We start from the raw sequence: 18,960 nt of genomic DNA, 5'->3' as shown, positions 1-18,960 counted from the left end.
TTATTGTTTATCATTTAAAATCTTTTTAGATTCATTTTTTACAAAAGTGGTTATGTTGAGTCCATACTGAATATTTTGTTGTTTTATTTTTTGTTTCTTGTTTGAAAGATATATTTCTTGCTGGGTAATTGTATTTCGTTTGACTGTATTTTCCTCAATCTCAAAGATTATTTTCTCAAAATCAATATATTTTCTTCTTTTGAGATATGAAATTTCATCATCAATCCCTTTTTTTTGAATTTCTAAAATACCTTTTTTATCGTATAAAAAAGAGATTTTCCAACTATCAAGTCCATCAGAATCTACTTTTATTGTTTTTATTGTAGCATTTTTTATTCTAAATTTTTTCCTATACTTGCTTTTTGAGCCTATCAAAAATATTTCAGCTGGCAGAAAATAATTTCCCAATTCATCATCTAAAAAATCTATTATTTCAGTAATATTTCTATCTTTTAAAACTTTCTTTTTAAAAAAACTATAATACTCATTTGTTAGAGAATACAAATCGTTATTTATCTGAACAGCCCTTTCTTGATGATGAAAACGCAATACAATCGTATCAGTATAATTTTTATTCCAAACCAATAAATTTGCTTTATTATTTGAAACATCAACGGTAAGTCTATTTATAAACTTATTCTCATTGTCAATTTCTGACAAAATCTCACTTTTATTGATAAAGATAGTGTCTTTTTTCTTGTTAAAAAGAAAATTTATAAAAAATATACTTTTTTCGGTTTTATCCTCAATCAAAGAATCAGTATCATTATTAAGGGCAAATTCTTCCCACTCTGTTTTGAAAGAAATTATATTTTTCGTTTGGGAAAATAGCAAACTTTGACCAAAAATAAAAATAAATAGTAGCTGTTTCATTATTTGCTCGTTTTAGTTTTAGAAAGTTTCCAAAAAATACTCTTCCCTGATGCTATGGTTGCTATTATTCCATAGGTTGTATTAATACTTGTTTCGTAGTAAAAATCACCTGTTTTCCAATTATTTTGATCTTTAAAAACAGTCTCCGGAATTTCATATTTTATTTTGTTTTCATACACTGTTTCTTTTCCTTTTTTTCTTTCTTTGACAAAATGTTGGTGAGTTCCTGAGTCTGTTTCTTCATTATGACAATATTTTTCGGTTTCATTATACGTCGCATCACTTGCTTGAGCGTTTAAATACTTATCATAGACAGATTTAGGAATTTCTATAAATTTATATTCTTTAAATTTATTCTGTCCTTTCTTATTATATGGAGTTGTTTCTGATGCCCCCCAAGCGATAAAATCTGTTCCATCCCAAAACTCTGCCCCATCTGTAATATCCTCTTCCCCTATCAAAACGCTTATAACGGCTTTTCGTGTTAATTGATTTTTGATGCCATTCCCATTATCCATTTCTTTTTTATTTGGTACCGAAGAATATGAAGTTGATAAAAGATTTTTCCATTTTTTCTTAATTTTTACACTACGATTGTAGCTTGCAAAAGCAATACATTTAAATTCATCTAAGTCTGTTGTACCTGCTTCGTGTTTAACTATGTAACAAATATAGCGAAACTCACTATTTGAAATTTCACTATCATTTTCCTTTAACAAATTTTCTTCCAAATTTATCAAACTCCATTCTCCTTTTTCTTTGGCTTTGTCATATTCTGCTTTTGTCGTAATATATACCTTGTTGCTATCTTCTTTTCCTCCCAAAAATTCGCCATCTTTGGTATAATAAATGTATTCAACGTTGTCTTCTTCTATGTTAGTGACTACTTTCTCTTTTTTATCACTCACATCTTCAATAAAATACCTTGGTTTTTGAAACCCCGTCTTATTCACCAACGCGTCTTTTTTTCCTAAAAGTTTGGATATATTAGCACTTTGTATGATAACATCGCCACTTTGAGCGATATGATAATAAGCCACCGAAGTTTCTTTTAACTTGCCTCTTTTTCTATTACATCATTTAAAAAATTATATTAAGTTTTACTTTTTTCAGTGGATATTTGGGTTTGTACTCACTAAAAGAATAAGATTTTGTTTTTTTTCCTTCTTGGAGGTCAATAAATTCTTTTTGAAAAAGATATAAATCTTCTATAAAAACAGAGTTAAATTTTCCTATCGTTGAAATATTGTATTTCTCTGCAAAAGCAAAAACATTACCATTAATAACCACACATTCTGTATTTTTGAATATAAAAGAAAAATTGTCTTTCAAAGCATATATAATGTTTAATGAAACATCAAATTTAGTTGATTCGAATGGATTTTTTTTCAATTTATCTTCAAAAAAAGATAAATCATTCTTTCTTAATGCTTGTTTCCATTCATTGTTAGGAAAAAAAGTATACATAAATTCTCCTTTGTTATAGATTGTAAAAGCTTGTTTTTCAGGATTATTTACAAAATCTATATATGAAATCAAATTATCACTATCTTTATAATCTAAAATATCTTTTCTAAATTCAAAAATAGGTTGAACAAGAATTTCCAAACTATCAATGCCTCCTATATAAAGGTTTTGATAAAAACTTTCATCTCTTTCTTTTAATAATTTATTAGCTTCTATCATCTTATTTACATAGAGTTTTGCAATACTATCATAATGTTTTTTTTCAAATACAAAAGTAATGACTTTTTCTTGTGCAAAAATATTGACAGAAAAAAACAATGCAACTAGAAAAAATAATTGTTTCATTTTTTTTCAAATTTTGATAGAGAAATGATATTATAGACTTTTTCTGAATATCCATAAGTATTTTCCAAACTTACTAGACGTCCCGTACTCCTTCCCGTTTGAGGGTCAAAATATTTTATGTGCTTAAATTTCGAAAAGTCAGATTTATATTTTATTTCTGTTACCAAAACAGCATGTCCCATTCCTTTATCTGCCATTTCTTTATCTGAAAAGCCTAAATACACAGGATGATTTTTCTGCAAACTTTCTACAATAAATTGTATAGCTTCCTTTTCTTTGTATTTTGGCACTCCTTTTTCAAAATAATAGTCTTTATCTTTTTCTTCCCATAAGGGGGTTGCTTTAATTCCCAATCTTTGAAAATATAGAGCTGTTCTATTTCCCAAAACACCTCCTTTTTTATTAGCTTCTTTTTGTTTTTCTTTTACATCTATATCCATTCCCAAGTATTTACCTGCGGCACGTGCAATAGTTGGAACGCAATCTGTTTCTCCAGTTTGAGGTCTATCTGCTTGAATATCCATTGTTTCTATCAACCAATCATTTTGCTTTTCTTGTTGCTTCTCTTCCTTTTTATCACTCACATCTTCAATAAAATACCTTGGTTTTTGAAACCCCGTCTTATTCACCAACGCGTCTTTTTTTCCTAAGAGTTTGGATATATTAGCACTTTGTATGATAACATTACCACTTTGTGCTGTGTGATAGTAAGCCGCCGAGGTTTCTTCCATATTGCCCGTAACGGCAACTAATTTCTTACCTTGAATACTTTGATTGTAGTTCCCTTGTAAGGTTTGTCCGTAATTGTTAGCCTCCAAAGTATGATTATTCTGAACAAGCAACATATTATCATTGGTAACAGACATCGTATGGTTATTTCCTACGGTCGCATTCATATTGTTTCCTACGTTCAGATTAAAATCTTCTCCTACTGTAAAAGTCATATTTTTTGGGGCTTTCACTTCAATATTTCCTGCTCCGTCCATAAAGAATTTGTTACCACTGGGGTCTTCCACCAAAACACTTTTGGCATTGTCATCAAAAACAATTTTACAACCACTTTTCGTAGTAATACTCCTTACATTGTTCGACACTTCAGATGCATTGGTTTTGTGAAACATACTTCCCATCACAAAAGGTTGATGCGGATTGCCGTATTCAAAGCCAATCATCACTTGGTCGCCCACCTCGGGAATGAAAACCACACCACGATTACCACTCTTGTCTCTCAAAACTCCCGCATCTGAACTTTGCACACGTATCCAATTCGTTTCCGCTCCCTTATCGCGCTGCCAATAAAAACGTACTTTTACCCGTCCCTGCCCCTGAGGGTCATTGTTTTCTACCACTTCCGCAATTTCAGGATAAGCCACCGTTTTGGGTTCGAACATCGCATATTCCATCCCCTCAGGTACAGCCCTAAATATGTTAGAATAACTACCTCGTTCTACCTTGTGATGTACCGAAATCACTCGATAAACCCCTAAACTGTTGTCTATCCCAAATTCCGAAGGATACCCCACTTGAATAAGTCCGCCAATACGCACCTTACACGTGTCCGAATGCCCTTCAATAAAGTGCATCTTCCCTAAGGCTCTTTGGTACTTCCCCTGACGAAAAACTTGGGTATCTGCATTGTATCCCACAGGCTCTTGAGCAGGTAAGATACCCCTATTAGCAAACAATGGTACTTGGGTAAGTAAGGTTTGCGTAACTGCATTTTCGGGACTAATAGGTTTGTCCGTTTGAGTAAAAAAATATTCATCATCTTGCGAGCTATAATTGTAAAGTGAATAACGATATGGAAGTGCTTTACTGATGGTTTTCAATTGATTAATATCTTCCCTAAAAATCAACTTCTCAGGAGTTTCATTTTCAGGACATCCAAATACGATGTTTTTTCCATCGTAAAAGAAAAGTTCGTTATAAAGAGCCGACAAACGATTTAAAAAAGCAAAGGAACTTTCTTTATATTGCATCACAAAAGGTAGCACACCTTCAAATCTTGGACGACACTTGATGCCAAATTCTTTCTCCTGAGCAATAGTTTTTACAATATTTACCAAATGTTGGTCTACAAATGAGTACATCGAAGGAGTATCTTCCAAAACTACGACTTTTCCTTGACCTATAAAACGAATAACGTTGTCACGAGACCCTTGCCAGGCTGAATCTATCAGCACTTCGGTAATGTATCCGCTAAACTCATAACGATAGGCTTCTTTTCCATATTCAAATCGTATCAACACCGAATCTCCTATCATTTCTGTGAGTTTTTGGGGGGATTTCAGCCAAAGTTCTTTCTCTGAGGTGATTTTTTGAATTAGTTCAAAAGATTGACAATCGTTTAACTCCTGGGTTAAGGTTAAGGAATCAAAAACAAATTCTTCTCCGTTGATAAAAACAGTTTCTTTTACTACATTCATTGGGGGTATCAATGAACTTCTCTTGGACATTGTATAGACTGCCATAGACTTTTAATTTTAAGTGAAACAAAATAATATAAGAGGTTGAACGTTACAAATCTACAAATTTAATACCATATAAATGTGATATTTCTCGTTTTTTATGTCAAAACGAAAATATTCAGATTTAATTTTACTGATTGTAAATTCTTTTTCGGTAGCCGTACCTTCACTATTTAACATAGGATATAACGAACCTAATTTTTCCAAACGAACGATTTTATCTTTACAATAAAATAATTACATTATTACTTTTTCTTTCTTGGGCGAATCACATACAATCCGCCATACGATTTATCAGGATATAACTCGTTGGGAATTTGGTCTATAAATAACACATTGCTGCCTTGACCTCCCATATTATACGGAATTTGGATAATGCGAGTGCCAGGAGTATAAGCCGAATAACGTTTTACATAAATAGTATCCGTAGGACTCATTTGTATCGTATAATAAAAATAACCCGCTGCATAACTGATAGGACGATAGGTTGTACCTTTCTTTTCTATCTCAGTAAGGGTGTGCTGTATCTCAACAGCATAACGAATCGTATCATTTCGTGTATAGTAAAAGGGGTCAATAACAGGAACGTCTTCTGTAAATCGTGAGACCGGCTCGCGAGCTGGATATTGAGCTTCAAATGCCTCTCTTCTCTGATAAGCGGCATCATCATCATAACCTACTTCTTTGGAAGGATACATCATCCAATACCATTTACCACGATACTTCAAAAAATACTCTCCAAATTCCATATGTACATATTCCGCCTTGTCATACAAGCCCTTAAACACTTTAAACCATTCATCTAAATCTTGATGCATATAGGCTTTATATTTTTCTGTCCAATAGTCCGTATTAAAAGAAAATGGCAACTGAATTAACGGATATAAGGTCATATCATCATCTACAATGGAATTACAATAAATTCCATTGCCAGAGCTTAGTATAGTTCCATCTTTTAACAACTCTCCACCTCCATACGGATGATTGAGTATATTCCCCTCAAAGTCTGTCTTAATGTAAGTGTAGAAATCTTTATCTCCTTCCCGCCATTCTTCATAAGGCTCTCCTGATATTAATAATTTCTTCCCGATAGTATCGACCCTAAATCTTCGTAATTTTTGACCTCTTGGTATCAATTCTACCACCTCGTAGTTTTTACTTCCCGGATTTTCGTGTAAAAATTTGTATTTTTTATCCAAATCTTGCATATCTTCTTCCTTTTGTTGTAAATATTCTTGTTCTTGTTTGTTTTTTACATTTTTGCGTACCTTATAAATACCATATCCTATCGCTATCAAAGAAATAGGATTGCATATCAAAACTATTAATACTATCAGTAATTTTTTATTTCTTTTCATTTTGCTTTTATTTTGGCTCTTTACAACAAAAAAATATACCACTACTTTTTCTTTCTTGGGCGAATCACATACAATCCGCCATACGATTTATCAGGATATAACTCGTTGGGAATTTGGTCTATAAATAACACATTGCTGCCTTGACCTCCCATATTATACGGAATTTGGATAATGCGAGTGCCAGGAGTATAAGCCGAATAACGTTTTACATAAATAGTATCCGTAGGACTCATTTGTATCGTATAATAAAAATAACCCGCTGCATAACTGATAGGACGATAGGTGGTACCTTTCTTTTCTACCTCAGTAAGAGTGTGCTGTATCTCAACAGCATAACGAATCGTGTCACGTTCTGTATAGTAAAAGGGGTCTGTTCTGGGTATTTTTTCTGTAAATCGTGAGGCTGGCTCGCGTGCAGGGTATTGGGCTTCAAAGGCTTTTCGTCTTTCCCGAGCAGCTTTATCTTTAAACCCGTTTCTTTTGGAAGGATACATCATCCAATACCATTTACCACGATACTTCAAAAAATACTCTCCAAATTCCATATGTACATATTCCGCCTTGTCATACAAGTCTTTAAACACTTTAAACCATTCATCTAAATCTTGGTGCATATAGGCTTTATATTCTTCTGTCCAATAGTCTGTGTTGAAAGAAAAAGGCAACTGAATTAATGGATATAAGGTCATATCATCATCTACAATGGAATTACAATAAATTCCATTGCCAGAACTTAGTATAGTTCCATCTTTTAGCATTTCCCCACCTCCATACGGGTGATTGAGTATATTCCCCTCAAAGTCTGTCTTGATAAAACTATATGCGTCATCGTCCCCTTCTCGCCACTCCTCATAAGGATTGCCTACTATTAATAATTTTTTTCCAATAGTATCTATTTCAAAAGACTTTAACTTCTGTGTACGTGGTATCAATTCCACCACTTCGTAGTTTTTACTTCCCGGATTTTCGTGTAAAAACTTGTATTGTTTATCTAACTCTTGCATATCTTCTTGTTTTTGTTGTAAATATTCTTGTTCTTGTTTGTTTTTTACATTTTTGCGTACCTTATAAATACCATATCCTATCGCTATCAAAGAAATAGGATTGCATATCAAAACTATCAATACTATCAGTAATTTTTTATTTCTTTTCATTTCGCTTTTATTTTGGCTCTTTACAACAAAAAAAATATACCGCTACTTTTTCTTTCTTGGGCGAATCACATACAATCCGCCATACGATTTATCAGGATATAACTCGTTGGGAATTTGGTCTATAAATAACACATTGCTGCCTTGACCTCCCATATTATACGGAATTTGGATAATGCGAGTGCCAGGAGTATAAGCCGAATAACGTTTTACATAAATAGTATCCGTAGGACTCATTTGTATCGTATAATAAAAATAACCCGCCGCATAACTGATAGGACGATAGGTGGTACCTTTCTTTTCTACCTCAGTAAGAGTGTGCTGTATCTCAACAGCATAACGAATCGTGTCACGTTCTGTATAGTAAAAGGGGTCTGTTCTGGGTATTTTTTCTGTAAATCGTGAGGCTGGCTCGCGTGCCGGATATTGGGCTTCAAAGGCTTTTCGTCTTTCCCGAGCAGCTTTATCTTTAAACCCGTTTCTTTTGGAAGGATACATCATCCAATACCATTTGCCTCGATATTTCAAAAAATAATTACCAAATTCCATATGTACATATTCCGCCTTGTCATACAAGTCTTTAAACACTTTAAACCATTCATCTAAATCTTGATGAACATAGCGTTTGTATTCTTCGGTATAATATCCTATCTTAAACTCAAAAGGCAACTGAATTAACGGATATAAGGTCATATCATCATTTACAATAGAATTACAATAAATTCCATTATCGTAACTTAATATAGTTCCATCTTTTAACAACTCTCCACCTCCATACGGGTGATTGAGTATATTCCCCTCAAAGTCTGTCTTGATGTAAGTGTAGGAATCTTTATCTCCTTCCCGCCATTCTTCATAAGGCTCTCCTGATATTAATAATTTCTTCCCGATAGTATCAACCCTAAATCTTCGTAATTTTTGACCTCTTGGTATCAATTCTACCACCTCGTAGTTTTTACTTCCCGGATTTTCGTGTAAAAATTTGTATTTTTTATCCAAATCTTGCATATCTTCTTCCTTTTGTTGTAAATATTCTTGTTCTTGTTTGTTTTTTACATTTTTGCGTACCTTATAAATACCATATCCTATCGCTATCAAAGAAATAGGATTGCATATCAAAACTATCAATACTATCAGTAATTTTTTATTTCTTTTCATTTCGCTTTTATTTTGGCTCTTTACAACAAAAAAAATATACCGCTACTTTTTCTTTCTTGGGCGAATCACATACAATCCGCCATACGATTTATCAGGATATAACTCGTTGGGAATTTGGTCTATAAATAACACATTGCTGCCTTGACCTCCCATATTATACGGAATTTGGATAATGCGAGTGCCAGGAGTATAAGCCGAATAACGTTTTACATAAATAGTATCCGTAGGACTCATTTGTATCGTATAATAAAAATAACCCGCCGCATAACTGATAGGACGATAGGTGGTACCTTTCTTTTCTACCTCAGTAAGAGTGTGCTGTATCTCAACAGCATAACGAATCGTGTCACGTTCTGTATAGTAAAAGGGGTCAATAACAGGAACGTCTTCCGTAAATCGTGAGGCTGACTCGCGAGCAGGGTATTGGGCTTCAAATGCTTTTCGTCTTTGATAAGCGGCATCATCATCAAAACCATTCCTTTTGGAAGGATACATCATCCAATACCATTTGCCACGATATTTAAAAAAATATCCTAATCCTATATAAACATATTCTGCTTTATCATATAACTCTTTAAATACCTTAAACCATTTATCATAATCTTGATGGACATAACGTTTGTACTCCTCTGTGTAATAAGCATAATCAAACTGAAAAGGGAGTTGTATTAGAGGATACCACGTTGTATTATCGCTAACAAACGAATTATTATACCCTTTGTCTTCATCTAAAATAGTTCCATCATTTAATAAATATGCCCCCCCCCCATCAGGATACCCCAAGATATTCCCTTCAAAATCTGTTTTGATAGATGTATAGGCACCATCGTCCCCTTCTCGCCACTCTTCATAAGGAACACCTGAAATTAAAAGTTTTTTTCCAATGGTGTCCAATCTAAGTTTATATAATTTTTGATTTCGTGGTATCAATTCCACCACTTCGTAGTTTTTACTTCCCGGATTTTCGTGTAAAAATTTGTATTTTTTATCCAAATCTTGCATATCTTCTTCCTTTTGTTGTAAATATTCTTGTTCTTGTTTGTTTTTTACATTTTTGCGTACCTTATAAATACCATATCCTATCGCTATCAAAGAAATAGGATTGCATATCAAAACTATCAATACTATCAGTAATTTTTTATTTCTTTTCATTTCGCTTTTGTTTGGGTGAAACATACTTAGGCTCTTTATATAATTCTTTTAACACTTCTTTATCATTTTTGACATACGCCTTGATCACGTTATGAATATAAGGTGTATCAATGACCGAAGTGGATATTAAACAGCTTTCTATTTCTTTCATTGCAGATTCATAGGCTTCTTTTTTCTTTTTAAAAGTTTGATATTCTTTCCCGTTTGAATCTTTACTTACTTTCTGTTCATCAATTCTATAAAAAATATCTTCACCGGCTTTGTTAATTCGGTCAAAAATGGTTTCTTTTTTTGCATCAGTTCCTTTGGGTGCATTCGGAAAGTCCGTCAGCATTTCTTCATAGTTAATATACGCCACAGGAGCAAAGTGAGCGTACAACTGTGCCGAGTCTAACGAGGCATACCGCCTGAGGTATTCTATATAGTAGGTATATGTTATCACAAAACTTTTTACTTGTTCTTTCCAAGCACTAGTCCTTTCTATTTTATTATGAATAACTTTTCCTACTTTTTTACCTACATAAACACCCGGAAGCAATACTCTCAATAACTTTTCATATGCGGTTTGTTCCCGTACTGAGAAAACTTCCCCAACGATATCCCAACCTACGGTAGCCAAATCGGCAGCCGTTTCTCTGGTTTTTTTAAGCATTGAGGCTATATCAAATCGCCCATACAAACGTTCATACGCTACCTTATTTTTTACATATCTGTCAAAAGCCATCATACAAGCCGTTGCCACAGAGTCATAGTCTCCCCACTCCTCTATGTCGCCTTTCTTTTTGGGTTTGTAATCTTTGGGAGCATTCTTTGGAGGCACTTCGTTTTCTTTAAGGGTATTAAAACGACGGTTTGCCATATAATCATACCATTTCATAAAACCTCCGTCATAGCCCAATTGTTTGTGTTTCATTTTGGAAGTTCCCTTGTCACTTTTAGCAGAAACTGTTCGCCCTACATAGTGTAAATGAAAGGCATCAGTGTTCCTATTGGGGTCGCAAGCACTTTTTATCTCGGGAATATCGCCATCACGGATAACCATATCGCCACGGTCGTTGGAAAAAGTAAACTGTACACAACGCGATTTATAAGCCTCCCAATCGGCTAAGATTGCTTTCAAATGTTCATAAATGCCTCGTTTTTTATGTAGTTTTCCGTATCTTGGTGAAAATAATTGGGCTATAACATCCAAAAGTTTTCCTTCCTGTTCTTTTTCTCCCCAATTAATCATAATAGCATCTAAATCATAAACATTTTTTTTGTCGTGAATTAAGTTTTCATATTCTTCCCCGTGAAGTCCTTGTGGCTGATTTACCCCTAAATAGATAACATTCAAAGCTATTTTATCCCAACCAATCTCTTTGGCATAATACATAATTCCCAACGCTACTCCTGTTCCCATTGCTGCTCCTTGACTATGCCCTACCACCGTTATGGGGCGATACGTAGGAGTAAAACTAAGTTTAGACATCGGAGAATCAGACTGTATCATTTCTTTAGGATATATCTGCCAATTTTCACTTGCCCATTTGTATCCTAAAGCAATACCGTGGTCTATTCGGTGAGCAGCACTTGACGCCAACCCGTGTGAACCGTTAATATAATGGTCTCTACCCACCGAATTAAATGCCTCACAATACTTTTGACTTCCTTTGTATTTATTACTCAAATCATTCCAATAGTTCCAAAATTTTTCTAATTTATTATTGAAAGCTAATTTTTCTTTTTCTAAATTTTGTATCTTCTTTAAAACGAATTCTTTTATCTTAGGAAATACAATAGGATTCCAATAATCAGGAAAAGTATTAACAAATTCAGTACTATTTACAATGGTTTCAATCTTTTGTAAATAACGCTTTTTAGTGGGATTTTGTCGTTTAAGTTCTTGTTCTATTTTATCTTGTCTTGCATTCTCAGGAAGTACGTCTCGAAGCTCCCTATTGGTAAACATATCATTAGCATCCGTATGATTATGTTCATTAACACTTTCCCCTTGCAAACCTTCACCCTCTTCGTGCACTTTATCCAAAATAGCGTTGTAGAGCGTTTGTTCCCAATTCTCTAAGGGATTACTATGATATCCGTTAACAAAAATGACATCTCCTTTTAAAACGGGATAATATTTATCTAACTCATCATCTCCCCCTCCTTCTTTTAAGGTTTTTTGATTGGGATTCGTTATCTCAATAATTCCTCCCACACTACATTGAATGTATGAATTTTCAAGTAAAAGTGACGCTTTAGAAGTAGTGGGTTTGTTTGATGTTATTTTCCATTTTTGTAACGAAGGTACACAAGTGTTACCATTACACAAACTGCAAGAGCCAAAGTTTCCCATAAGAGTCTTGTCCTTTTCTGTAGCTTGGTACTTACCCTCCAATTTCACCTTATTTTGAGAAGTAACTTGTAATTTCGAGGTTTTACTTCCCGAATTACAACGTAATTCTGCTCCTTCACTTACATACTTATTAGCCATAATTAAGGAATTTTAAGTTTAATCTTTTTATGAATCTATCTCTACTCCTTGCCCTCCTTGAATATATGTTGTATTACCTGCCTTAACGCGAATATCTGATTCACTTGTAAATAGGTTTATCTCCTTACTCACAACAGAAGTTTTTTCTCCGGAATGAAGTTCCATTTTCGTGTGTGCGTTCAAAGTAATTTTATCCGAAACAAATTCACTTTCTTTCATAACTGTTTCTTTTTTATTTCCACCAGCAAAAAATTCCATATCATTAGTAGCATCAAAAGTGATTTTCTTTGATTTGAAATTTAATTGCTCAATCGCTGTGATTTCAATGGTATTTTCAACACTGTTAATCTGTATCATATTACCATTTTTATCAGAAAGTACAATACTTTCATCATCGGTAAATACTAACTTATGCCCACTCTTAGTAGTAATACTCCTTACATTGTTCGACACTTCAGATGCATTGGTTTTGTGAAACATACTTCCCATCACAAAAGGTTGATGCGGATTGCCGTATTCAAAGCCAATCATCACTTGGTCGCCCACCTCGGGAATGAAAACCACACCACGATTACCACTCTTGTCTCTCAAAACTCCCGCATCTGAACTTTGCACACGTATCCAATTCGTTTCCGCTCCCTTATCGCGCTGCCAATAAAAACGTACTTTTACCCGTCCCTGCCCCTGAGGGTCATTGTTTTCTACCACTTCCGCAATTTCAGGATAAGCCACCGTTTTGGGTTCGAACATCGCATATTCCATCCCCTCAGGTACAGCCCTAAATATGTTAGAATAACTACCTCGTTCTACCTTGTGATGTACCGAAATCACTCGATAAACCCCTAAACTGTTGTCTATCCCAAATTCCGAAGGATACCCCACTTGAATAAGTCCGCCAATACGCACCTTACACGTGTCCGAATGCCCTTCAATAAAGTGCATCTTCCCTAAGGCTCTTTGGTACTTCCCCTGACGAAAAACTTGGGTATCTGCATTGTATCCCACAGGCTCTTGAGCAGGTAAGATACCCCTATTAGCAAACAATGGTACTTGGGTAAGTAAGGTTTGCGTAACTGCATTTTCGGGACTAATAGGTTTGTCCGTTTGAGTAAAAAAATATTCATCATCTTGCGAGCTATAATTGTAAAGTGAATAACGATATGGAAGTGCTTTACTGATGGTTTTCAATTGATTAATATCTTCCCTAAAAATCAACTTCTCAGGAGTTTCATTTTCAGGACATCCAAATACGATGTTTTTTCCATCGTAAAAGAAAAGTTCGTTATAAAGAGCCGACAAACGATTTAAAAAAGCAAAGGAACTTTCTTTATATTACATCACAAAAGGTAGCACACCTTCAAATCTTGGACGACACTTGATGCCAAATTCTTTCTCCTGAGCAATAGTTTTTACAATATTTACCAAATGTTGGTCTACAAATGAGTACATCGAAGGAGTATCTTCCAAAACTACGACTTTTCCTTGACCTATAAAACGAATAACGTTGTCACGAGACCCTTGCCAGGCTGAATCTATCAGCACTTCGGTAATGTATCCGCTAAACTCATAACGATAGGCTTCTTTTCCATATTCAAATCGTATCAACACCGAATCTCCTATCATTTCTGTGAGTTTTTGGGGGGATTTCAGCCAAAGTTCTTTCTCTGAGGTGATTTTTTGAATTAGTTCAAAAGATTGACAATCGTTTAACTCCTGGGTTAAGGTTAAGGAATCAAAAACAAATTCTTCTCCGTTGATAAAAACAGTTTCTTTTACTACATTCATTGGGGGTATCAATGAACTTCTCTTGGACATTGTATAGACTGCCATAGACTTTTAATTTTAAGTGAAACAAAATAATATAAGAGGTTGAACGTTACAAATCTACAAATTTAATACCATATAAATGTGATATTTCTCGTTTTTTATGTCAAAACGAAAATATTCAGATTTAATTTTACTGATTGTAAATTCTTTTTCGGTAGCCGTACCTTCACTATTTAACATAGGATATAACGAACCTAATTTTTCCAAACGAACGATTTTATCTTTACAATAAAATAATTACATTATTACTTTTTCTTTCTTGGGCGAATCACATACAATCCGCCATACGATTTATCAGGATATAACTCGTTGGGAATTTGGTCTATAAATAACACATTGCTGCCTTGACCTCCCATATTATACGGAATTTGGATAATGCGAGTGCCAGGAGTATAAGCCGAATAACGTTTTACATAAATAGTATCCGTAGGACTCATTTGTATCGTATAATAAAAATAACCCGCTGCATAACTGATAGGACGATAGGTTGTACCTTTCTTTTCTATCTCAGTAAGGGTGTGCTGTATCTCAACAGCATAACGAATCGTGTCACGTTCTGTATAGTAAAAGGGGTCAATAACAGGAACGTCTTCCGTAAATCGTGAGGTCGGCTCGCGTGCCGGATATTGAGCTTCAAACGCCTCTCTTCTCTGATAAGCGGCATCATCATCATAACCTACTTCTTTGGAAGGATACATCATCCAATACCATTTACCACGATACTTCAAAAAATACTCTCCAAATTCCATATGTACATATTCCGCCTTGTCATACAAGTCTTTAAACACTTTAAACCATTCATCTAAATCTTGGTGCATATAGGCTTTATATTCTTCTGTCCAATAGTCTGTGTTGAAAGAAAAAGGCAACTGAATTAATGGATATAAGGTCATATCATCATCTACAATGGAATTACAATAAATTCCATTGCCAGAACTTAGTATAGTTCCATCTTTTAGCATTTCCCCACCTCCATACGGGTGATTGAGTATATTCCCCTCAAAGTCTGTCTTGATAAAACTATATGCGTCATCGTCCCCTTCTCGCCACTCCTCATAAGGATTGCCTACTATTAATAATTTTTTTCCAATAGTATCTATTTCAAAAGACTTTAACTTCTGTGTACGTGGTATCAATTCCACCACTTCGTAGTTTTTACTTCCCGGATTTTCGTGTAAAAACTTGTATTTTTTATCTAACTCTTGCATATCTTCTTGTTTTTGTTGTAAATATTCTTGTTCTTGTTTGTTTTTTACATTTTTGCGTATCTTATAAATACCATACCCTATCGCTATCAAAGAAATAGGATTACATATTAAAACTATCAATACTATCAGTAATTTTTTATTTCTTTTCATTTTGCTTTTATTTTGGCTCTTTACAACAAAAAAATATACCGCTACTTTTTCTTTCTTGGGCGAATCACATACAATCCGCCATACGATTTATCAGGATATAACTCGTTGGGAGTCTGCTCTATAAATAAAACATTACTACCTTGACCTCCCATATTGTACGGAATTTGGAAAAACCAAGAATCAGGTTCATAAGCCGCATAACGTTTTACATAAATAGTATCCGTAGGACTCATTTGTATCGTATAATAAAAATAACCCGCCGCATAACTGATAGGACGATAGGTGGTACCTTTCTTTTCTACCTCAGTAAGAGTGTGCTGTATCTCAACAGCATAACGAATCGTGTCACGTTCTGTATAGTAAAAGGGGTCTGTTCTGGGTATTTTTTCTGTAAATCGTGAGGCTGGCTCGCGTGCAGGGTATTGGGCTTCAAAGGCTTTTCGTCTTTCCCGAGCAGCTTTATCTTTAAACCCGTTTCTTTTGGAAGGATACATCATCCAATACCATTTACCACGATACTTCAAAAAATACTCTCCAAATTCCATATGTACATATTCCGCCTTGTCATACAAGTCTTTAAACACTTTAAACCATTCATCTAAATCTTGGTGCATATAGGCTTTATATTCTTCTGTCCAATAGTCTGTGTTGAAAGAAAAAGGCAACTGAATTAATGGATATAAGGTCATATCATCATCTACAATGGAATTACAATAAATTCCATTGCCAGAACTTAGTATAGTTCCATCTTTTAGCATTTCCCCACCTCCATACGGGTGATTGAGTATATTCCCCTCAAAGTCTGTCTTGATAAAACTATATGCGTCATCGTCCCCTTCTCGCCACTCCTCATAAGGATTGCCTACTATTAATAATTTTTTTCCAATAGTATCTATTTCAAAAGACTTTAACTTCTGTGTACGTGGTATCAATTCAACTACCTCGTAGTTTTTACTTCCCGGATTTTCGTGTAAAAACTTGTATTTTTTATCTAACTCTTGCATATCTTCTTGTTTTTGTTGTAAATATTCTTGTTCTTGTTTGTTTTTTACATTTTTGCGTATCTTATAAATACCATACCCTATCGCTATCAAAGAAATAGGATTACATATCAAAACTATCAATACTATCAGTAATTTTTTATTTCTTTTCATTTCGCTTTTATTTAGGAGAGACATACTTGGGTTCTTTACAACAAAAAAATATACCGCTACTTTTTCTTTCTTGGACGAATAACATACAATCCGCCATACGCCTCCGGGTCAGACTCGCGAGGCTCTTGCATCATAAACAGTACTTTCCCTCTGTAACCACTGTATTTTTCAGGAACTTCATAAATGAACGTACGTGGGTCATACGCAGAATACCGTTTGATATAAATAAACTCATCCTTATCAAGCACCAATGCATAGTAAAAATATCCCGCAGAGTAACTGATAGGATTAAACCAACTGCCTCCTTGCTCATCTACCGGTTCGTACTTGCGAACTCGTACATCATAACCATATTGGTCAAAAGGGTCTACAGGAGTAGTAAGCTCAATAAAACGTGAAGCTGGCTCGCGAGCTGGGTATTGAGCTGTAAATGCTTTCTCTCTTTTGTAAGCTTCTCTATCCCCAAAACCTTTTTCTTTGGAAGGATACATCATCCAATACCATTTGCCTCGATATTTCAAAAAATACTCTCCATATTCTTGATAAACATACTCCGCCTTGTCATATAAGTCTTTAAAAACTTTAAACCATTTATCCAAATCTTGATGATTATACTGTTGAAATTCTTCTTTCCAATAATCTGTGCTGTTAAATGAAAATGGTAATTGTATTAGAGGATATAAGGTCATATCATCATTGATAACAGAATTACAATAAAAACCTTTATCTTCTTCAGCATTTATTAGAGTTCCATCTTTTAATATCTTTCCCCCTCTGTAGAGGTGGCTTAATATATTCCCTTCAAAGTCTGTTTTTATAAAGCTGTATGCATCATCGTCTCTTTCTCGCCATTCTTCATAAGGAACACCAGCAATCAAAAGTTTTTTTCCAATAGTATCTATTTCAAAAGACTTTAACTTCTGTATACGTGGTATTAACTCTACCACCTCATAGTTTTTACTTCCTGGGTTTTCGTGTAAAAACTTGTATTGTTTTAATTCTTCTTGTAACATAACATATTTTATTGATTTATAAATGCCCCAACAAGCTACGATTGATAACCCAATTACTATCCACTTCTTTTTCATTTTTTTGAGTATTTAATTTTTACAACAAAATAATTACATTGCTACTTCTTCTTTCTTGGGCGAATAACATACAAACCACCATACGCCTCTGGGTCAGACTCGCGAGGCTCTTGCATCATAAACAGTACTTTCCCTCTGTAACCACTGTATTTTTCAGGAACTTCGTAAATAAACGTGCGTGGGTCATACGCCGAATAGCGTTTTATATAGATAAACTCGTTATTATCAAGCACTAACGCATAGTAAAAATATCCTGCGGAATAACTAATGGGATTAAACCAATTGCCTCCTTGCTCATCTACCGGTTCGTACTTGCGAACACGCACATCATACCCCCATTGGTCAAAAGGGTCAACAGGATTGGTAAGCTCTATAATACGAGAAGCAGGCTCACGAGCTGGGTATTGGGCTTCAAATGCTTTTCGTCTTTGATAAGCGGCATCATCATCAAAACCGTTTCTTTTGGAAGGATACATCATCCAATACCATTTACCACTATATTTAAAGAAGTAGTCTCCATATTCCAAATGTACATACTCCGCCTTGTCATACAAGTCTTTAAACACTTTAAACCATTCATCTAAATCTTGATGAACATAGCGTTTATACTCTTCGGTATAATACCCTATCTTAAACTCAAAAGGCAACTGAATTAAAGGATATAAGGTCATATCATCATTTACAATAGAACTGCAATAGTATCCATCGTTAGAGGTCTTTATTATAGTACCATCTTTTAACATCCTCCCCTCTCCAAAAGGATGACTTAGTATATTCCCTTCAAAGTCTGTTTTTATAAAGCTATATGCATCATCGTCTTCTTCTCGCCATTCTTCATAAGGCTCTCCTGATATTAATAATTTTTTTCCAATAGTATCTATTTCAAAAGACTTTAACTTCTGTGTACGTGGTATTAGCTCTACCACCTCATAGTTTTTACTTCCTGGGTTTTCGTGTAAAAACTTGTATTGTTTTAATTCTTCTTGTAACATAACATATTTTATTGATTTATAAATGCCCCAACAGGCTACTATTGCCACTACTACTATTATCCATTTCTTTTTCATTTTTTGAGTATTTAATTT

Annotated in this window: 15 protein-coding genes and 2 pseudogenes; all 17 read right to left on the bottom strand. The window is 34.4% G+C overall.

Translation table 11 applies throughout. The features are described from left to right. On the bottom strand, positions 1 to 873 hold the full coding sequence (locus CGC58_RS11535) for a hypothetical protein (RefSeq protein ID WP_095896845.1): 873 nt from the start codon (positions 871 to 873) through the stop codon (positions 1 to 3). Continuing rightward, positions 873 to 1,913 carry a hypothetical protein gene (locus tag CGC58_RS11530; RefSeq protein WP_095896844.1) on the bottom strand — a complete coding sequence of 347 codons (1,041 nt, stop codon included), beginning with the start codon at positions 1,911 to 1,913 and terminating at the stop codon, positions 873 to 875. The genes CGC58_RS11535 and CGC58_RS11530 overlap by 1 nt, the downstream gene beginning before the upstream one ends. 40 nt (positions 1,914 to 1,953) lie before the next feature. Further along, positions 1,954 to 2,685: a hypothetical protein gene (locus tag CGC58_RS11525; RefSeq protein WP_095896843.1), complete on the bottom strand. Its 732-nt coding sequence runs from the start codon at positions 2,683 to 2,685 to the stop codon at positions 1,954 to 1,956. Continuing rightward, the gene (locus tag CGC58_RS11520; RefSeq protein ID WP_095896842.1) at positions 2,682 to 5,156 is read right to left on the bottom strand and encodes a type VI secretion system Vgr family protein; all 2,475 of its coding nucleotides are present in this window, start codon (positions 5,154 to 5,156) and stop codon (positions 2,682 to 2,684) included. Before CGC58_RS11520 ends, CGC58_RS11525 begins: the two co-directional genes overlap by 4 nt. Positions 5,157 to 5,273: 117 nt before the next feature. After that, positions 5,274 to 5,372, bottom strand: a pseudogene (locus CGC58_RS12935) (HU family DNA-binding protein); the annotation flags it as partial. A 26-nt stretch (positions 5,373 to 5,398) separates the two neighbouring features. Further along, positions 5,399 to 6,511, bottom strand: a complete 1,113-nt coding sequence (locus CGC58_RS11510; protein ID WP_095896841.1) for a hypothetical protein — start codon at positions 6,509 to 6,511, stop codon at positions 5,399 to 5,401. Positions 6,512 to 6,552: 41 nt separating this feature from the next. After that, the gene (locus CGC58_RS11505) at positions 6,553 to 7,665 is read right to left on the bottom strand and encodes a hypothetical protein (protein ID WP_095896840.1); all 1,113 of its coding nucleotides are present in this window, start codon (positions 7,663 to 7,665) and stop codon (positions 6,553 to 6,555) included. A gap of 42 nt (positions 7,666 to 7,707) precedes the next feature. Then, a complete protein-coding gene (locus tag CGC58_RS11500) occupies positions 7,708 to 8,820 on the bottom strand; it encodes a hypothetical protein (RefSeq protein WP_095896839.1) in 1,113 nt (370 codons plus the stop codon). A gap of 42 nt (positions 8,821 to 8,862) precedes the next feature. Continuing rightward, complete coding sequence (locus CGC58_RS11495) at positions 8,863 to 9,972, bottom strand: hypothetical protein (protein ID WP_095896838.1); 1,110 nt, start codon at positions 9,970 to 9,972, stop codon at positions 8,863 to 8,865. After that, entirely contained in the window at positions 9,959 to 12,448 is a 2,490-nt protein-coding gene (locus CGC58_RS11490; protein ID WP_095896837.1) for a DUF4280 domain-containing protein, read from the bottom strand. Before CGC58_RS11490 ends, CGC58_RS11495 begins: the two co-directional genes overlap by 14 nt. 27 nt (positions 12,449 to 12,475) lie before the next feature. Continuing rightward, a complete protein-coding gene (locus tag CGC58_RS11485; RefSeq protein WP_095896836.1) occupies positions 12,476 to 13,747 on the bottom strand; it encodes a phage baseplate assembly protein V in 1,272 nt (423 codons plus the stop codon). 33 nt (positions 13,748 to 13,780) lie between these two features. Continuing rightward, positions 13,781 to 14,278 carry a hypothetical protein gene (locus CGC58_RS11480; RefSeq protein ID WP_095896835.1) on the bottom strand — a complete coding sequence of 166 codons (498 nt, stop codon included), beginning with the start codon at positions 14,276 to 14,278 and terminating at the stop codon, positions 13,781 to 13,783. 117 nt (positions 14,279 to 14,395) lie between these two features. Next, positions 14,396 to 14,494 (bottom strand): annotated as a pseudogene (locus CGC58_RS12930) (HU family DNA-binding protein); the annotation flags it as partial. A gap of 26 nt (positions 14,495 to 14,520) precedes the next feature. Next, positions 14,521 to 15,633, bottom strand: coding sequence for a hypothetical protein (locus tag CGC58_RS11470; protein ID WP_095896834.1), 1,113 nt, complete (start codon positions 15,631 to 15,633; stop codon positions 14,521 to 14,523). Between the two features lie 41 nt (positions 15,634 to 15,674). Continuing rightward, positions 15,675 to 16,787, bottom strand: a complete 1,113-nt coding sequence (locus tag CGC58_RS11465) for a hypothetical protein (RefSeq protein WP_157909259.1) — start codon at positions 16,785 to 16,787, stop codon at positions 15,675 to 15,677. Positions 16,788 to 16,843: 56 nt separating this feature from the next. After that, on the bottom strand, positions 16,844 to 17,875 hold the full coding sequence (locus CGC58_RS11460) for a hypothetical protein (RefSeq protein WP_095896832.1): 1,032 nt from the start codon (positions 17,873 to 17,875) through the stop codon (positions 16,844 to 16,846). Positions 17,876 to 17,916: 41 nt separating this feature from the next. After that, the gene (locus tag CGC58_RS11455) at positions 17,917 to 18,942 is read right to left on the bottom strand and encodes a hypothetical protein (RefSeq protein ID WP_095896831.1); all 1,026 of its coding nucleotides are present in this window, start codon (positions 18,940 to 18,942) and stop codon (positions 17,917 to 17,919) included. Positions 18,943 to 18,960: the final 18 nt, after the last annotated feature.

The organism is Capnocytophaga stomatis (genome assembly GCF_002302635.1).
GTDB lineage: Bacteria > Bacteroidota > Bacteroidia > Flavobacteriales > Flavobacteriaceae > Capnocytophaga > Capnocytophaga stomatis.
The sequence above is the reverse complement of the archived record's forward strand: the minus strand, read 5'-3'. Positions and strand labels throughout refer to the sequence as shown.

What these genes read in the sequence shown, in the direction of transcription:
- CGC58_RS11535 (WP_095896845.1), bottom strand. Translation starts at nt 873, where the DNA reads ATGAAACAGCTACTATTTATTTTTATTTTTGGTCAAAGTTTGCTATTT.
- CGC58_RS11525 (WP_095896843.1), bottom strand. Translation starts at nt 2,685, where the DNA reads ATGAAACAATTATTTTTTCTAGTTGCATTGTTTTTTTCTGTCAATATT.
- CGC58_RS11520 (WP_095896842.1), bottom strand. Translation starts at nt 5,156, where the DNA reads ATGGCAGTCTATACAATGTCCAAGAGAAGTTCATTGATACCCCCAATG.
- CGC58_RS11510 (WP_095896841.1), bottom strand. Translation starts at nt 6,511, where the DNA reads ATGAAAAGAAATAAAAAATTACTGATAGTATTAATAGTTTTGATATGC.
- CGC58_RS11505 (WP_095896840.1), bottom strand. Translation starts at nt 7,665, where the DNA reads ATGAAAAGAAATAAAAAATTACTGATAGTATTGATAGTTTTGATATGC.
- CGC58_RS11500 (WP_095896839.1), bottom strand. Translation starts at nt 8,820, where the DNA reads ATGAAAAGAAATAAAAAATTACTGATAGTATTGATAGTTTTGATATGC.
- CGC58_RS11495 (WP_095896838.1), bottom strand. Translation starts at nt 9,972, where the DNA reads ATGAAAAGAAATAAAAAATTACTGATAGTATTGATAGTTTTGATATGC.
- CGC58_RS11490 (WP_095896837.1), bottom strand. Translation starts at nt 12,448, where the DNA reads ATGGCTAATAAGTATGTAAGTGAAGGAGCAGAATTACGTTGTAATTCG.
- CGC58_RS11480 (WP_095896835.1), bottom strand. Translation starts at nt 14,278, where the DNA reads ATGGCAGTCTATACAATGTCCAAGAGAAGTTCATTGATACCCCCAATG.
- CGC58_RS11470 (WP_095896834.1), bottom strand. Translation starts at nt 15,633, where the DNA reads ATGAAAAGAAATAAAAAATTACTGATAGTATTGATAGTTTTAATATGT.
- CGC58_RS11465 (WP_157909259.1), bottom strand. Translation starts at nt 16,787, where the DNA reads ATGAAAAGAAATAAAAAATTACTGATAGTATTGATAGTTTTGATATGT.
- CGC58_RS11460 (WP_095896832.1), bottom strand. Translation starts at nt 17,875, where the DNA reads ATGAAAAAGAAGTGGATAGTAATTGGGTTATCAATCGTAGCTTGTTGG.
- CGC58_RS11455 (WP_095896831.1), bottom strand. Translation starts at nt 18,942, where the DNA reads ATGAAAAAGAAATGGATAATAGTAGTAGTGGCAATAGTAGCCTGTTGG.